Here is a 15,581-nt window from a genome sequence, read left to right on the forward strand (position 1 = left end):
TAATTTAAAAAGGTATCCCCATGAAAAAAAGCATAACTATTACCTATATATTTTTAATACTACTAACCGTTATTTCGGGAATAATTTCTGGGGTGATAAATAAAAATATCTCTTTTATAATTTTACTACTTTCTGCATTAAAATTTATCGCTGTATCGTTTTATTTTATGGACTTAAAAAAAGCACATATTTTCTGGAGATCTATTATAATAGGTTATGCAATAGCATTGATCATCATTGTTTTAATGATATGAAAGTGTTGCTGTATGACTACTGTAAATTGAACTAGAATACGTATAAGTGATACTTTGAAAATTCTAAACAAATTTTGGATACATTAACTGATATTTGTCATAATTATTTTGTGAGTTTGATCCTATCTTTAGTATAGAATTTAAACCTAATAGAATGAAAAAAAGAACACCTGTTTCCAAAATTATGACTTCCGATGTAATTACCTTAAATCATACTAATGGTTTAGAAACAGCGGAAATGCTATTTAAAGAAAATAATATCCGCCATATTCCTGTGGTTAGTGGAGATGCTATTATTGGTATGTTAAGTTATACAGATTTACTACGTATAAGCTTTGCCGATGCAGTGGATGTAGAAGAACATGATGTTGATACTGTAGTTTATGAAATGTTTACTATAGAACAGGTAATGGCAAAAAACCTAATTAGCGTAAACTCTAATACTACAATCAAGGAAGTTGCAGAAATATTATCGAAAAAAGAATTTCATGCACTACCAGTAGTAGATAATGATAAATTAGTCGGTATAGTAACCACGACAGATTTGATAAATTATTTAATAGACCAATTCTAGTAACTCGGTTTTTAGGAAATGTAAAGAATGGGAAGTAATAAGCTTCCCATTTTTGTTGAAATAACTCAAGGTTTTAATCTATCGTATACCATAAAATTTAGTTAAACTTCTATAGAGAAAACAGATTTTAGTATTTTTAAGATCAAAGTATATTTTATGAGTACCATACCAAAAACAATATTTGAATTTTTAAAAGACCTAAAACAGAACAATCATCGAGATTGGATGACAGAAAACAAGAAGCAATATCAGAGTAATGAAAAAATACTCAAAACGTTTTATGCATCTGTAGTTGAACGATTAAGTGAGAAAGATGAGATCGAAAAAACTAAAGTATTTAGAATTAACAGAGATGTTCGTTTTAGTAAGAATAAAACGCCATATAATGTACATCGCAGTGTAAGTTTTAGCAGAGCAGGAGCACATAGACGAGGAGGCTATTATCTAAGACTAGAGCCTGGTAATTCGCTTATGGCAGGAGGTTTTTTTAGTCCAGAATCAGCAGATTTATTGCGTGTTAGGAAAGAATTCGAAATGGATGATCAAGAGATTCGTGATATATTATCAAATGCAGATTTTAAGAAAGCATTTAGTGGTTTTGACTCTTCAAACCAGGTAAAAACAGCTCCCAAAGGATTTAGTAAAGACCATCCCAATATTGATTTGATCAAAAATAAATCATTTTTTGTTGCTCATAATTTTACAGATGCTGAGGTTTTTGCACCTGATTTTTTGGATAAAGTAGTATATCATTATGAACTATTAAGACCATTTTTTGATTACATGAGTGATGTGCTTACTACTGACCTTAATGGTGTTTCTTTAATTGATTAAAGAATAATAGAAACAATTATCTGATCATGATAGTCTAAGCTTGATATTTTAAAAATAGTTTTACCATTAATATTGGAAAGTTCTGTGAGGTTTTTAAATCTTAGAATAATTTAAAAACCTCACAGATATACCTGTCAGTGAACAACGAGCTATTCGATCTTGATTTGATGTTGTCGTTTTAACTTATGTTGTAATAAAAATATAACAGGAACTAAACCTGGCTCATTCCTCCATCGACTTCCAATTCTACACCATTGATATAAGATGCATCATCTGATGCCAGAAATAATGCGGATTTAGCAATTTCTTCAGGGGTCCCAAAACGACCTAACGGTACTTGTTTAGCAAAACCTTTGCCCATTTCTTCTGAAACATCTTTCGGTAATCCCATTTTACTAAAAATAGGAGTAGTAATAGGTCCTGGAGAAATAGAATTAACACGAATACTTCTGGATTTCACTTCTGATGTTAAAACCCTTTGATAAGCACGTAACGCACCCTTGGTAGCAGAATATATAGCCAGACCATCAAAGGCTCGATGTGTTACTACAGAGTTATTAAAAAGGATTGTACCTTCATCATTAATGTGTGGTAACGCCTCTTTAATAGCTAATATTGGACCTTTCACATTAATATTAAAGATCTCTTCATAATGTTCTTCTGTGATCTCGTGTGTTGGAGTAGGGTGTAAAACAACGCCCGCATTAAGAAATAGGATATCAATTTTACCATATTTATCGATAGCTTCTTTAATTAATCTTTTATTATCTTCTGGTTTGGCTACATCTGCAGTAACGGTTATAAAATCCCCTACAAGAGTTTCTGAAACTTCATCCAATGCTTCCTGGCGTCTTCCTGAGAGTACCACTTTGGCACCTTCTTGTAAATACAGCTTGGCCGTTGCTAACCCGATTCCGCTATTCGCTCCTGTAATAACGGCTACTTTGTTGTGCAGTTTTTTCATTCTAATTGTTTTTGTTAATAAATTTTACCTGAGGCAATTATTTTGAATATGTTAAACGATAAATATGACAATCCGATAACTCCCTTATAGAATTTCTACCGGGGAAGTAGAACTAGAACTATTTTATCGAATGGAAACATCATTGCAATTATGTAAATGATGTATACTGTTAGAATTAAGTTTGTGTATTAAGAAATTCTTGGGATTGAAGAATAAGTGATATATCCAAATGAATAAACCTGAGGTTGGCTTACTATTCTGAAATAGTATTACTTTATGATGAACATAGTTATGCCTGTTTGTTCTAACAGGTAATTTTTTTTTGAAGAAATTCCTACGCAATTCTGTTTGATAGGGCCATTTTTGAGTATCATTTTTCTCTCCCATAGTATAGTAGTTTTAAGAAATATATACCAGATGGGATTTGTCTGGAGATTGTGCAAAAAAAACAGGTATTTTTTATATATTTAATTGGTTTTAAGATGATAATATACAAATAATCAAAATGTTATGCAAAAAACTGATATTGAGAGTCTTTGTGGATTCGTGATATTAAGAAAATTATAAAAAGAATTGAAGCAAATTTAAAAAGGCTGATTTTGATAGAAATCAGCCTTTTTTTACTGAGAGGTATTTTATATTTGGCTTAGTCCACCATCAATTTCTAAATCCACACCATTAATAAAGGATGCATCTTCCGAAGCTAGAAATAAAGCTGATTTTGCAACTTCTTCAGAAGTTCCAAAACGGCCTAATGGTACTTGTTGAGCAAAACCTTTCCCCATTTCTTCTACAACATCTTCCGGCAATCCCATTTTATCATAAAGTGGTGTTTCGATAGGCCCTGGTGCAATAGAATTAACACGAATACCTCTAGATTTTACTTCAGAGGTTAAAACACGCTGGTAAGCTCGTAATGCTCCTTTGGTTGCAGAATAGACACCTAATCCATCAAACCCTTTTTGAGTAACAACAGAGTTAGTGAACAATATAGTTCCACCATCATTTATATGTGGTAAAGCTTCTTTGGTTGCTAATATTGGGCCTTTTACATTAGTATTAAATAGAGTATCGTAATGCTCTTCTGTTATTTCATGTGCAGGAGCTATTGGTGCAATTCCGGCATTTAGAAAGAGAATATCAATTTTTCCGTACTTAATAGTCGCTTCTTCAATTAATCTTTTATTATCTCCTGCATTGGCTACATCAGCTTTTACGGTAATAAAATCACCTTCAAGTTTCTCTGCAACTTCATCTAGTGCCTCTTGGCGTCTTCCCGAAAGTACCACTTTGGCTCCTTCCTGTAAATACAGTTTTGCTGTTGCCAATCCTATTCCGCTGTTGGCTCCCGTAATAACTGCTACTTTGTTTTGTAACTTTTTCATTGTATTATTTTTGTATTTATAAATAGTTTATTTGAAACAATCGTTTCAAAATAGGTTAAAAAAAATTAGTATAGCACTTTAAGTATAATACGAATGAGATTTCTTAAATCTTCTTCATTTTTGTTTAGTATTCCTGTCATTCTAAGTCCTTGTATAGATGAAAAGAGGTAAAGTGCGTATTGGCTGGCTGTTTGGTTCTGGTTAAAAATCTTTTCCATTTGTCCTTTGGTCACGATATCTTCGAGCATCGCAATCATTCGATCTTGGTTTTTTTCCATAAAGGATTTGATCAAAGGCTCTTGGTTTGTCATTTCTGATTTACAATTGGTAACCAAACAACCTTTACGATCATTGTCATTAACAATTTCATAAACGTATAAATCAAAAATTGCTTCTACAGCCTCGGTGGCATTATAAGATTGTGCTAGCTTTTGGCTAAAACTGTTTCCATACAAAGATTGATAATGCGAAAGAACTTCCATGAACATATTCAATTTACTTCCAAAAGAATTATAAATACTTGATCGATTTAAAGAAGTTGCATCTACTAAATCTTGCATAGAAGTGCCATTATATCCCTTTTTATGAAATACTTCGGTAGCTTTTTGCAAAACTATGTTTCTATCAAATGTTTCTACTTTTGGCATAGTTTAATTGAAATGATCGTTTCAAAAATAATTAAAATTTGCAACGCATATTGTTATAAAAATCATAAAATTTATAAAACCAGTTTCATCATCATATCCGTTTGGAGATCTGTTCCCAGCATAAATTGGTGGGTATCAAAGATTTTAAAACCATTTCTTTTATAAAACTTTATTGCTCCAAGGTTTTTCTCCCAGACTCCTAGCCAGATAAACTCAATAGACTTTTCTTTTGCTATTTGTAAAACCTTTTGAAAGAGTAATTGTCCAATTTTTTTCCCCTGATGCTCCTTTACCACATATATCCGTTCTATTTCCAGGGCACTGCCTTCTACAGGTTCTGTTTGGGCATTACCAGAGTTTATTTTTATATATCCTGCAACTTGGTTATTAATCCATGCAAAGTAAAATTTAGATTTTGGATTATGAAGCTCTTCTGCAATGTTATCTAAAGTGAATTTTTCATCAAGGTAACTACTAATATTTTCTTCTGTGTTATGAGGAGGTCCAAAAGCATCATAAAATGTCTGACGCCCGATATCCAGTAATTTATGGCTATCCTTAGGCTGTACTGGTTTGATTTGAATTTCTTTCAACATCATTTTGACTATAAATTAATGTTACATAGTGCGTATACTCATTCTTAGAATGGTATACATTTACAAGTCATAACATTTGTTTGATGAACTATAATTATACGTGTTTTTTTTGATATCTACGTAATTACCATTGTTTTTTATTTCCAGTATTTAGACTCTTTTATCCCCTTTGTATAATTTGCAATTTTACTTTGTTAACAAACCCTTTGTTGTTGATAATCAGTATATATAAATATATGCTGATTATATATAACTATTATAATGATATCATTTGTATTACTGCTCAATTTTATCTCCATACACTAAATTATTAATTTTTAAATCCTTAAAAAATGAGTGATAAATTAGAAGTTTTTGAAGATGGTAAAGTATATACCGATTTCAATTCGAGAGTAGATTGGGAGAAGTGCAAATCTTTTCTCGGGGTAAAATTTTGTATAAGAGTATCGGTTACTCCAAGTGGAGGAATTAAACTTTGCGCTAGTATTGCGGGATACGAAAAATGTTTTGCTATTTCTGGTAATGGATGCTTTTCGTTTCAGCCAATATCTATTGCAAAACTTAAAGTTTGTATTTCAGATTGGAGTATTGAAGGAGGGAGAATCTGTTTTCGGATCAAAGTCGAAATATGTGTGAAAGTACCTATTTGGGGTTGGAAATGTGTGACACTGGTAAATACTAAAATTTGCATTCCTATACCTGCTAAGGGAGGTCTACAATTAGACTCACATTCTGAACAAGATCAATTACTGCATTTACAATTACTAAGTTCTGGAGACTTAGAAAATAAAGATTGTGATTGTGACGATTAATTAGAAGTGCTAAAAGACCGAAGTGGACTTATCATTTCGGTTTTTTTAAATTAGATAATACGTTTGATCACTCTTAATTTATGAGTATGTGTGCGTTTTTCGGGGTTATAAATCCCAGTGTGATCTATACGATCTACACGTACTTTACCATGAGCATGGATGATGTAATTATCTTTCATTATGATACCCACGTGAGTAATTGCGCCTTCTTCATTATCAAAAAATGCCAGATCTCCAGGTTCACTTTCCTCAATAAAACTTAGTGGATCCCCTTGCGTTGCTTGTTGAGATGCATCTCTTAACAACTTATAACCATTAAGTTTATATACCATTTGAGAAAACCCGCTACAATCAATACCAAAATTTGTTTTTCCACCCCACAGGTATGGAGCATTAAGAAATAGAAAAGCGGTATCCACTATATTTTCTTTGGATTGTTTTTCTACAATTGTGGTCCCTTCATATTGATGGCTAAAAAAATCCAATGCTTTTAGAGAAGCTCCGAGAGGGATAGGCATTAGTTGATTATCATCACAACTCACAAATTCGACCATATCTCCCACCATGCAGAGGGGGTGTTCATCAAATTTGTTATACTCTTCTTCGGTGATTTCTATGTATTGTTTGTTATCAACCCAGCCTTCATAATGATCAAAGGCCAAACGAACTTTACTCCATTTTTTACGTTTTTCTAACACCTTAAAATGTTCGCCATACAATATTTGGGAAACCATTTCACTGGGATCCTGAGGCTCGAAACGTAATGGGACAATACTTAGATTACAAATACCGTATTGCATGAATTTTTATAGAAAATAGACGAATAAACGTCAGATATTAGACAATTACATTGAGATTCAGAAGAACAAAGTTAAGGGTAGAAGGTTCTTGCCCTTAACTTTTATTTCCTGATTTACAATTATACTCTTTCGATTACCATAGCCGATGCACCACCACCACCATTACAGATAGCTGCAGCACCGATCTTGGCGTTATTTTGTTCTAATACATTGATTAGAGTAATCAATATTCGTACTCCAGAACATCCTAGAGGATGTCCCAGGGAAACGGCACCACCATTTACATTGGTATTAGTATCATTAAGTCCTAGGATTTTTTGATTAGCTAATCCAACAACAGAGAATGCTTCGTTAAATTCAAAGAAATCTACATCATCAAGAGCGATTCCTGCTTTTTCTATTGCTTTTGGTAATGCTTTTGCAGGAGCAGTAGTAAACCATTTTGGTTCTTGCGCAGCATCAGCATAACTTTTTATTTTTACAAGAGGTTCTAATCCAAGTTCTTTAGCTTTTTCGGCACTCATAACAACAACCGCTCCGGCTCCGTCATTAATTGTAGAAGCATTTGCAGCAGTAACTGTTCCTTCTTTAGAAAAAGCAGGGCGTAAAGTAGGTATCTTTTCCATTTTTACGTTTTTATACTCTTCATCTTCAGTAATCATAACTGGTTCCCCACGACGTTGTGGTACTGCTACAGGAACTACTTCATTATTAAATTTACCATCTGCCCAAGCTTTTGCAGAACGTTCATAGGATTGGATAGCAAATGCATCCTGATCTTCTCTACTAAAATTATGTTCTGTTGCACAAAGATCTGCACAAACTCCCATTGCATTATGGTCATAAGCATCTACTAATCCATCTCTCTGCATACCATCTTCCATAGTCTGAGGTCCAAATTTATGTCCCGCTCTTAATCGCACATAATGAGGTATTAAACTCATATTTTCCATTCCTCCGGCAACTACAATATCTGCATCACCCAAAGCAATAGTTTGTGCAGCATGCATAACAGCTTTCATACCGCTAGAACATACTTTATTTACAGTTGTACAAGGAACAGTATCTTTGATACCTGCTCCTAATGCAGCTTGTCTGGCTGGAGCTTGCCCGTTTCCGGCTTGAACTGCATTACCCATAAATACCTCCTGAACTAATGAAGGATCCAGATTTATTTTATCTAATGCACCTTTGATTGCAGTGGCTCCCAATTGAGTAGCTGGAACGGTAGACAGACTACCCATAAAACTTCCAATTGGTGTGCGTACTGCAGATACGATTACTACTTCTTTACTCATTATTTATGTTTTAAAAATGTGTGTATTGATTTTTGCGAATTTAGTGATTTTTAAAGGATATGCATAGCGAAGTTACTAACAAGAATACAAATATGGTACTGACTTATTTTTTACTACTTTTGAGTAATTTAAATAATACTGCTTATAAAATGAACATTATAAATGTTAATCACTTTTTTTGTGAATTATTATCTGATAGTTTTTAATGAGAGAATGACTATATGAAGATGTTATAAGAAGTATTAAATTTTTAATCAGTGTATTGAAATTGATTAAAAAAGACAATATCATGAAAAGATTTTTAAATAGATTATATAAAAGGCAATCCTCTATCTATAGGATTTTTCTTTTTATATGCACTACAGCGCTTATTGTATATTTATTCCCTAAAGGAGGGATATTTAAATATGAATTCACAAAAGGTAAACCCTGGCAATATGAGAATTTATATGCTCCTTTTGATTTTGCAATTGCAAAAACCGAATCAGAAATCGAGGAAGAGAAAAAACGAATTAATGATAATGTAATTCCTTATTTTGAGTACGATACTATAATTGCCAATACTGCAAAAGAATCTTACGATACTGCTTTTTCTAATTACTTAAAAGTACTTGATCAAAGCGGAAGCAGGGATCAGGCAAAACTTTTTGGTAGAATATTGCTAAATGATATATATAGGCATGGAGTTTTACAAGAAAAATACTCTTATGATGATGACAGGCAAATTTTTTTAAATAAAGGAAATACAGCAGAAGCAATAACATATGGCCAAATTCTAACCTCTGATGTTTTAACCAAAACAATTAATTCTCGTATTGATAAGAGTGAATATACGAAGTTTAAAAGTGATTATGTAGCTCTTTTTTATGACTTGGTAAAGTCAAATGTTAGATTGAATAATAGGTTAACAGAGAGTACTTTAGAGATTGAATTGGAGAAAGTTCTTACTACAAGAGGAGGAGTGTCCAGAGGGAGTAGGATTATAGCCAAAGGGGAGGTAGTAGAAGGAGATAAGCTGCAAATATTAAATTCGTTAAAAGCAGAATATGAATCCCAAGTTTGGAGTGATAAAAACTTCTATTGGATCGTATTAGGGTATTGCTTATTGGTTTCATTGGCACTTATGATGCTTCTATTGTTTATTAAAAAATATCGATCAGATATATATGAAAACAATACTCAGGTAACTTTTATTTTCTTTAATGTTCTTTTCTTGGTATTGATAACCACGTTGGTGGTTAAATATCGATCAGATTATATCTATGTTGTTCCTTTGTGTATTCTTCCTTTGGTTCTTAAAGCATTTTTTGATTCGAGATTAGGATTGTTTACTCATGTAATTACGGTGCTTATACTAGGGTTTGTTGTCCCTAATAGCTATGAATATACTTTTTTGCAAATTATTGCCGGAATTGTAACAATACTAACAATTTCAGAATCTTTTAAGAGGGCTAATTTATTTATTTCTGTAGGTCAGATCACATTAATTTATATTCTGGCTTATATTGCGTTTCATATTATTCATGAAGGTAGTATAAGCAATATCGACTGGATTACTGTTGGATTGTTTGTGATAAGTGGGTTTGCAACTCTTATAGTACATCCTTTAATCTATGCTTACGAAAAGATTTTTGGATTGATTTCTGATGTTTCACTATTAGAGCTTAGTGATACAAATTCGGTTTTACTTAAGGAATTGTCTAATAAAGCACCAGGAACATTTCACCATTCTCTTAATGTGGCTAATATTGCAGAAGCTGCAGCTAATGAAATAGGAGCTAATGCAATGCTGGTAAGGGTAGGAGCGTTGTATCATGATATTGGTAAGATGGCAAACCCTACATATTTTACCGAAAATCAATCTGCCTCTGGTAATGCACATGATGTATTATCTCCAAAAGAGAGTGCAAAAATTATTATTGACCATGTGATAAGAGGTATAGAGATAGCCAAAAAAAATAACTTACCTGATCGTGTCATCGATTTTATTAGAACTCACCATGGTACTAGTACCGTTTACTACTTTTATAGTAAAGAAAAAGAAACTAATGAAAATGTAAACATTGAAGATTTCAGATACCCCGGACCAAGACCATTTTCTAAAGAAACTGCCATTTTGATGATGAGTGATAGCGTAGAAGCAGCTTCAAAAAGTCTTAAAAACCCAACAAGTAGTTTAATTGATTCTTTTGTAGAAAAAATTGTAAGTAAACAAATGGAAGATAATCAGTTTCTAAATGCCAATATTACTTTTAAAGAAATCCAACAGATAAAAAAAGTTTTTAAACGTAAACTAACCAATATTTATCATCTTAGAATAGAGTATCCAGAGTAATCCTAAGACCTAGATACTGATTATGCATATCACGGCAGCGATTACTATAGTTCCAATGGTCAATTACTCGGTCTTCTTCAAGTATTTTTGATCCATCCAAAAAGTTCCGAAGGGGATAATAGAGCAAGCTAAAACGATCATAAGCGTTTTGATGTTCCACTTTTTTTCCGGTTTTACAAGAAATGCAAATACAATATAAATTAGGAAAAGAAACCCATGAGCCATTCCTATAATTTGATTAGGTTCTGGAGATTCAAAAATATATTTTAAAGGCATGGTTACAAAGAGGATAAGTAGGTATGAAATACCTTCAAGGTAGCTTATTAGTCTGAAACTGGTAATCATAAAATTATTGGTGTTAAGTTATTTTTCTGAAGTATAATTTAATTCGAATACCTCTAGATTAAAATATGGTATAGCGGATAATAAATGGTCAAAAATATCTGCCATTATTTGCTCATAGTTTTTCCAAACTTTATTATTACTAAAGGCATATATTTCTAAAGGCGTTCCTTGTGCAGAAGGAGGTAGTTGACGACTCATAATAGTCATTTCTTTATTGATAAATGGATGATTTTCTAGATATAATTCTACATACATCCTAAAAACCCCCATATTAGTCAGATTTCTTCCATTCATCAATACACTTTTATCAATCTTAGATTTCTGGTTATAAGAGTCTATATCTTGTTGAATGGTAGTGAGGTAAGATTCAATAAGTTCAATTTTTTTTAATTTATTGAGATCATCTTCGGATAAAAATGAAATGCTAGATGTTTTGATTAGCAATGCTCTTTTAATTCTTCTTCCGCCAGAGTTCATCATACCCCGCCAGTTTTTAAATGATTGCGATGTAAGATAATATGTTGGTATTGTAGTGATAGTTTTGTCAAAATTCTGAACTTTTACTGAAGATAGATTAATTTCGATCACGTCTCCATCGGCTCCATATTTTTGCATAGTGATCCAATCTCCAATTCTAACGGTATCATTTACTGCTACTTGTATACTTGCAACAAACCCTAGGATTGTGTCTTTAAAAATTAGAAGAATAACTGCCGACATTGCCCCGAGAGCTGTTAAGAATGTCCATATTGATTTTCCTGTCATCGATGAAAATACCAGAATAGCCCCTATAAACCATACAAATATCATAAATACCTGTACATAGCTATCAATGGGTTTATCTCTAAAAGAATCTAAAGATTTTAGAAAATCTCTAAAAGTTCTAAGGATACTTCTTAAAATCCATATTGTCAATACAATAACCATGATATTAAACAGGGTTTCTAAGTATTTTTCTGCTGTAGGAAAAGCAATAAATAGCATAGGAACAATCCATACTGTTAGTGATAATGGTACTATATGTGCCAGGTAATCAAAAGTTTTATTTTTGACTAAATAATCGTCGAAAGTATTTTTAGATTTTGAAGCATAGCTTTTAAAGATGGCTACTATCACTTTTTTCATTACAAAATCTAATACAAAAAGTACAACTACCAGAATGCATATCCCTATAAGAAGGTTTAAGTATTCTGCTGTATTTTCTGAAATACCTTTTGAAACAAGAAGGTTGTAGAAGTAACGAGTTAAATCTTTCATTAATGTCTGGTACTAAAATTCATGCAAAAATATGATTCTAGCTTTTGATAAAGTAAATAAAACGAAAGATTTTGTTTTTTTTATGGTAATAGAAGAAGTAAGGAAACTTGAAAAGTTTGTTTTTCTGCCATTTAAAGCAGAGTCGATAGACAATCATTTTTTACTATTGGTATATTTCGACTCTGCTCAATATGACAGAATGGATGTTTTTTTAGATAGTATTCAAACAATCCATTCTAATATAATTTGATCTAAATTACTATAATTTATAGTTTAACGATACATTAAACATAGTTCCTAATTGACTAAAATGAAAACCATTATATGTCATTTGAGAATACCTTTGATTGAAAGTGATTAAATTAGAACGGGTTTTTAATTCTGCAGGATCATTCATAAGTACATCACCAGCAGCGTTAAGAGATTTAAACTCCCATTCTGGTAAAACGTTTAATAGGTTATTTACATTCACAGCAACAGTAAATTTATCTGTTGCATTAAAGTTAATCCCTAAATCCGTAACAATTTTTGGGATAAACTCAGTTTTTAAATTAGGACCCAGACCTTGTTGTCTGAATTCTGTTTTTCCGAAATATGTATTATTTATAGAAAAACCAAATTTACCGATATCATAACTAGTTCCCAAAATCCATTTTGTTTTAGGTCTAGAGGTAAAGAATAAAGCTTCCTGAGTTAGGTTGACTACAGATTGTCCTGCACTAGCAACAATTGCAGGGTTCTTAACATCCCCATCTCTTTCGTTTTCTATTGTGTAATTACCAGATAAACTAAACCCAAGATTACCACCAGCAAGATTTATGTTTTTATAATTTGCAACGACATCTATACCAGAAGTTCTGGTATCTAGTGCATTAACAAAAAAGCTTAAGTCATTTAAGTTATTGCTATTTAATAATTGATCTAGACTTGTATTACCAATACTATTACCAACAGCATCGGTAGCGGTTTTTCCAATTTCGGTACTTAGTACAATCCTGTCTTCAACCTGAATATTATAATAATCAATAGTAAAGTTTATGTTACTGTTAATCTTGGCACCGATACCTACAGTTATATTTGTAGATTCTTCTGCATCTAATTGTGGAATATCTAATAATTTTGCTTGAGGAGAAACATTATTTATTAATCCACCAACTTGAATTCCTGCTCCTGGAACAAAACTATACTGCGCTTTTTGAGTATAAATTTGATGAAGTGTTGGTGCTCTAAATCCTGTAGAGATAGATGCTCTTAATGTTAATCTATCTTCTAAGAATTTGTAGCGCGAACTTAGTTTCCATACAAAAGCATCACCAAAATCACTATAGTCTTCTAATCTAACCGTACCATTAACCAGAAAATCTTCGGTAATATCATACGCTATATCCAAATATCCACCAAAATTATAACGGTTAAAAGTTCCAGAATTTTCAGGGCTATTACCAGCAAATGAATCGGCTCCACCACCATCATATGAGGCAAGATCTCCTTCAATAATTTCAAAAGTTTCTGTTCTAAATTCTGCTCCAAAACCAATACTTATTTTATCGGTAATTAACTTTGCAATATCAATATTTCCCACACTGTGTCTAAATCCAGTTCCTCCAGGGTCAAATGATATGGGACTATTTTCTCTATACAACTCAGATCCTTGTGTGAGTTCACCAGGATCTACAGAACCATTGTTATTTGTATCAATCCATGTAGAGGGAGAATACACAGTATTACGATTGTGTGTATTATTTACTTTATAGGTTTGTGTGTTTCCACCAGTAGTATAACTTAGGTCATAATTCCAACCATTTTTTATGGTTTTAAAACCAATAGTTGCATTATAATCATTTAGATCTCCTTCAAAAGTTGGTACATATCCAATATACTGACCATTTGGTCCATCAGGGAAAAAATCAGCTAAGTAAGGAAAAGCAGCTTCGGTTCTCCAATATGGAGTTCTGTAATTAGCGAAGCTATTTATTTTTTTATAGACATATGCTGCATTTAGATAGATCTGTGTATGTTCATTTATATCATATCCACCATTTACCAAAAATTTTGCTGCTGCTGTTTCTGGTGATCCATTGATATTTCCTGCATCAGGTTTGAGAGCCAAAAATTGATCAACATCTGCTCTTCCTTGTGTATTTGCAGCATTGATTTCTGCAAGTCTGGTAGTATGATTAGGAGTACCTACGTAGTTATCAATAAATTCTTGCTGAGCTTGTTCGGCTGTAAGACCTGTTAGAGTAGCTCCTCCGTTTAAAGCTTGCCCTCCAGCATCTAAATAGCTACTATAGTTATCAGGATTTGTGAAAACGAAATCATCAAATTCTCCCTGTGCATCTACGGTTCCTGGTCTGTTAGCAAGACTTACCTTAGAGAAATCTACGGTATAGTTAAAGAACCCTTTGTCTTCTCCTATAGCACTACCATTATTTAAACTAATTCCAATCGTTTCTCCGTCTCCTTCAGATGTAATTCCTGATCTAATAGTCACAGAGCCTTCTTCGGGATTGTCTTTTAGAATAATATTCATTACACCTGCAATGGCATCAGAACCATATTGTGCAGATGCACCATCTCTTAATATTTCTACTCTTTTTATTGCATCTGTTGGTATTGCAGAAATATCAGAACCGGTTTCACCTCTTCCCGGAGAGGTTTGAGTATACAGCAAAGCACTCAGGTTTTTACGTTTTCCATTGATAAGAATTAGGGTTCTACTAGGTCCCATATTTCTAATCTCATAAGGATCTAATAATGAAGTAGCATCATTAACTGGTGTCTGCACAGTATTAAATGATGGTATTTTATATTGTAATGCTTTATCGAATGTAATTTGACCAGTAGAAGTTAATTCTTTTGCTGGCAATACATCAACAGGGAGTGAAGAAGTAGTATTACTTCTTGGTAGTGCTCTGGATCCAACTAAAATAATCTCTTCAAGTTCTGCTCCACCACTTAATGAGATATTAATGGTTGTTTGAGAATTTACAGGTACTTCTTTAGAATTAAAGCCTACATAGCTAAAAACCAGAATACCTTCAGGGTTAACTTCGATGCTGTATTTACCATCAAAATCGGTTGTAGAACCATTACTGGTTCCTTTTTCAATAATATTTACTCCAGGTAAAGGAGAACCATCTGCATCCGAGACGACTCCAGTTACTATCTGTTGCGAAAAGCACAGACTTGTGGATAGTACGATTAAAATAAATGCGAGTTTTTTCATGTAATAATTTGTGTTTAAATGATGTTGGTTTAAAATGATTGTCGGTTAAATATATTTAAAAATGCTAGTATTTAACATAAAGTATTATGAATTTTTCAAAAAATATGTGAAAAAGTCATAAAAAAATATGTTTTTTTTACTCAGGAAGTGTTGTGAATTTGTATTTGTAATATTTAGTAAATAGTGGCTATTTTAGAGGCCTGGTAACCAAGTTTTATTGTTGTATTTGGATACCAAAACGATGAATCGAT

The 15,581-nt window shown here is 32.5% G+C and carries 15 protein-coding genes; 6 read left to right on the forward strand and 9 right to left on the reverse strand.

What is annotated here, in order from left to right; translation table 11 throughout:
- Nucleotides 1-20: 20 nt before the first annotated feature.
- The 3 genes from AAFU52_RS20380 (at nt 21) to AAFU52_RS20390 (ending at nt 1,662) form a co-directional block, all read left to right on the forward strand.
- Complete coding sequence (locus AAFU52_RS20380; RefSeq protein ID WP_024769207.1) at nt 21-254, forward strand: cytochrome C oxidase subunit IV family protein; 234 nt, start codon at nt 21-23, stop codon at nt 252-254.
- Between the two features lie 154 nt (nt 255-408).
- Nucleotides 409-828, forward strand: a complete 420-nt coding sequence (locus AAFU52_RS20385) for a CBS domain-containing protein (RefSeq protein WP_024769208.1) — start codon at nt 409-411, stop codon at nt 826-828.
- 156 nt (nt 829-984) lie between these two features.
- The gene (locus AAFU52_RS20390) at nt 985-1,662 is read left to right on the forward strand and encodes a DUF2461 domain-containing protein (RefSeq protein WP_024769209.1); all 678 of its coding nucleotides are present in this window, start codon (nt 985-987) and stop codon (nt 1,660-1,662) included.
- Between the two features lie 211 nt (nt 1,663-1,873).
- Here the strand turns inward: AAFU52_RS20390 and AAFU52_RS20395 are convergent, their stop codons facing one another.
- From AAFU52_RS20395 to AAFU52_RS20410, 4 genes are all read right to left on the reverse strand, one after another.
- Nucleotides 1,874-2,626, reverse strand: coding sequence for an SDR family NAD(P)-dependent oxidoreductase (locus tag AAFU52_RS20395; RefSeq protein WP_024769210.1), 753 nt, complete (start codon nt 2,624-2,626; stop codon nt 1,874-1,876).
- Nucleotides 2,627-3,261: 635 nt separating this feature from the next.
- Nucleotides 3,262-4,011 (reverse strand): SDR family NAD(P)-dependent oxidoreductase, encoded by a 750-nt coding sequence (locus tag AAFU52_RS20400; RefSeq protein ID WP_024769211.1) that lies wholly within the window; start codon nt 4,009-4,011, stop codon nt 3,262-3,264.
- Nucleotides 4,012-4,076: 65 nt separating this feature from the next.
- Nucleotides 4,077-4,658: a TetR/AcrR family transcriptional regulator gene (locus AAFU52_RS20405; protein WP_024769212.1), complete on the reverse strand. Its 582-nt coding sequence runs from the start codon at nt 4,656-4,658 to the stop codon at nt 4,077-4,079.
- Nucleotides 4,659-4,729: 71 nt separating this feature from the next.
- Nucleotides 4,730-5,257 carry a GNAT family N-acetyltransferase gene (locus AAFU52_RS20410; protein ID WP_394331054.1) on the reverse strand — a complete coding sequence of 176 codons (528 nt, stop codon included), beginning with the start codon at nt 5,255-5,257 and terminating at the stop codon, nt 4,730-4,732.
- A 329-nt stretch (nt 5,258-5,586) separates the two neighbouring features.
- Here AAFU52_RS20410 and AAFU52_RS20415 point away from each other — a divergent pair, with 329 nt between their 5' ends.
- Nucleotides 5,587-6,066, forward strand: coding sequence for a hypothetical protein (locus tag AAFU52_RS20415; protein ID WP_438423383.1), 480 nt, complete (start codon nt 5,587-5,589; stop codon nt 6,064-6,066).
- A gap of 50 nt (nt 6,067-6,116) precedes the next feature.
- On the opposite strand, the gene AAFU52_RS20420 is transcribed toward AAFU52_RS20415, so the two are convergent.
- Nucleotides 6,117-6,866 (reverse strand): C40 family peptidase, encoded by a 750-nt coding sequence (locus tag AAFU52_RS20420; protein WP_024769214.1) that lies wholly within the window; start codon nt 6,864-6,866, stop codon nt 6,117-6,119.
- A gap of 119 nt (nt 6,867-6,985) precedes the next feature.
- Nucleotides 6,986-8,164, reverse strand: a complete 1,179-nt coding sequence (locus tag AAFU52_RS20425) for an acetyl-CoA C-acyltransferase (RefSeq protein WP_024769215.1) — start codon at nt 8,162-8,164, stop codon at nt 6,986-6,988.
- Nucleotides 8,165-8,453: 289 nt separating this feature from the next.
- Here AAFU52_RS20425 and AAFU52_RS20430 point away from each other — a divergent pair, with 289 nt between their 5' ends.
- A complete protein-coding gene (locus tag AAFU52_RS20430) occupies nt 8,454-10,499 on the forward strand; it encodes an HD family phosphohydrolase (protein ID WP_438423384.1) in 2,046 nt (681 codons plus the stop codon).
- A 63-nt stretch (nt 10,500-10,562) separates the two neighbouring features.
- Here the strand turns inward: AAFU52_RS20430 and AAFU52_RS20435 are convergent, their stop codons facing one another.
- Both AAFU52_RS20435 and AAFU52_RS20440 read right to left on the reverse strand, forming a co-directional pair.
- Nucleotides 10,563-10,844, reverse strand: coding sequence for a DUF3817 domain-containing protein (locus AAFU52_RS20435; protein ID WP_024769217.1), 282 nt, complete (start codon nt 10,842-10,844; stop codon nt 10,563-10,565).
- 18 nt (nt 10,845-10,862) lie between these two features.
- Nucleotides 10,863-12,101, reverse strand: a complete 1,239-nt coding sequence (locus AAFU52_RS20440; RefSeq protein WP_438423385.1) for a mechanosensitive ion channel family protein — start codon at nt 12,099-12,101, stop codon at nt 10,863-10,865.
- Between the two features lie 31 nt (nt 12,102-12,132).
- Here AAFU52_RS20440 and AAFU52_RS20445 point away from each other — a divergent pair, with 31 nt between their 5' ends.
- Nucleotides 12,133-12,351, forward strand: coding sequence for a hypothetical protein (locus tag AAFU52_RS20445; protein ID WP_438423386.1), 219 nt, complete (start codon nt 12,133-12,135; stop codon nt 12,349-12,351).
- A 9-nt stretch (nt 12,352-12,360) separates the two neighbouring features.
- Here AAFU52_RS20445 and AAFU52_RS20450 read toward each other — a convergent pair whose 3' ends face one another.
- Complete coding sequence (locus AAFU52_RS20450; protein WP_438423387.1) at nt 12,361-15,330, reverse strand: TonB-dependent receptor; 2,970 nt, start codon at nt 15,328-15,330, stop codon at nt 12,361-12,363.
- Nucleotides 15,331-15,581 lie beyond the last annotated feature (251 nt).

The organism is Aquimarina macrocephali (genome assembly GCF_051627225.1).
In the GTDB taxonomy this organism is placed as follows: Bacteria; Bacteroidota; Bacteroidia; order Flavobacteriales; family Flavobacteriaceae; genus Aquimarina; species Aquimarina macrocephali.

What these genes read in the sequence shown, in the direction of transcription:
- AAFU52_RS20380 (WP_024769207.1), top strand. Translation starts at nt 21, where the DNA reads ATGAAAAAAAGCATAACTATTACCTATATATTTTTAATACTACTAACC.
- AAFU52_RS20385 (WP_024769208.1), top strand. Translation starts at nt 409, where the DNA reads ATGAAAAAAAGAACACCTGTTTCCAAAATTATGACTTCCGATGTAATT.
- AAFU52_RS20390 (WP_024769209.1), top strand. Translation starts at nt 985, where the DNA reads ATGAGTACCATACCAAAAACAATATTTGAATTTTTAAAAGACCTAAAA.
- AAFU52_RS20395 (WP_024769210.1), bottom strand. Translation starts at nt 2,626, where the DNA reads ATGAAAAAACTGCACAACAAAGTAGCCGTTATTACAGGAGCGAATAGC.
- AAFU52_RS20400 (WP_024769211.1), bottom strand. Translation starts at nt 4,011, where the DNA reads ATGAAAAAGTTACAAAACAAAGTAGCAGTTATTACGGGAGCCAACAGC.
- AAFU52_RS20405 (WP_024769212.1), bottom strand. Translation starts at nt 4,658, where the DNA reads ATGCCAAAAGTAGAAACATTTGATAGAAACATAGTTTTGCAAAAAGCT.
- AAFU52_RS20410 (WP_394331054.1), bottom strand. Translation starts at nt 5,257, where the DNA reads ATGATGTTGAAAGAAATTCAAATCAAACCAGTACAGCCTAAGGATAGC.
- AAFU52_RS20415 (WP_438423383.1), top strand. Translation starts at nt 5,587, where the DNA reads ATGAGTGATAAATTAGAAGTTTTTGAAGATGGTAAAGTATATACCGAT.
- AAFU52_RS20420 (WP_024769214.1), bottom strand. Translation starts at nt 6,866, where the DNA reads ATGCAATACGGTATTTGTAATCTAAGTATTGTCCCATTACGTTTCGAG.
- AAFU52_RS20425 (WP_024769215.1), bottom strand. Translation starts at nt 8,164, where the DNA reads ATGAGTAAAGAAGTAGTAATCGTATCTGCAGTACGCACACCAATTGGA.
- AAFU52_RS20430 (WP_438423384.1), top strand. Translation starts at nt 8,454, where the DNA reads ATGAAAAGATTTTTAAATAGATTATATAAAAGGCAATCCTCTATCTAT.
- AAFU52_RS20435 (WP_024769217.1), bottom strand. Translation starts at nt 10,844, where the DNA reads ATGATTACCAGTTTCAGACTAATAAGCTACCTTGAAGGTATTTCATAC.
- AAFU52_RS20440 (WP_438423385.1), bottom strand. Translation starts at nt 12,101, where the DNA reads ATGAAAGATTTAACTCGTTACTTCTACAACCTTCTTGTTTCAAAAGGT.
- AAFU52_RS20445 (WP_438423386.1), top strand. Translation starts at nt 12,133, where the DNA reads ATGATTCTAGCTTTTGATAAAGTAAATAAAACGAAAGATTTTGTTTTT.
- AAFU52_RS20450 (WP_438423387.1), bottom strand. Translation starts at nt 15,330, where the DNA reads ATGAAAAAACTCGCATTTATTTTAATCGTACTATCCACAAGTCTGTGC.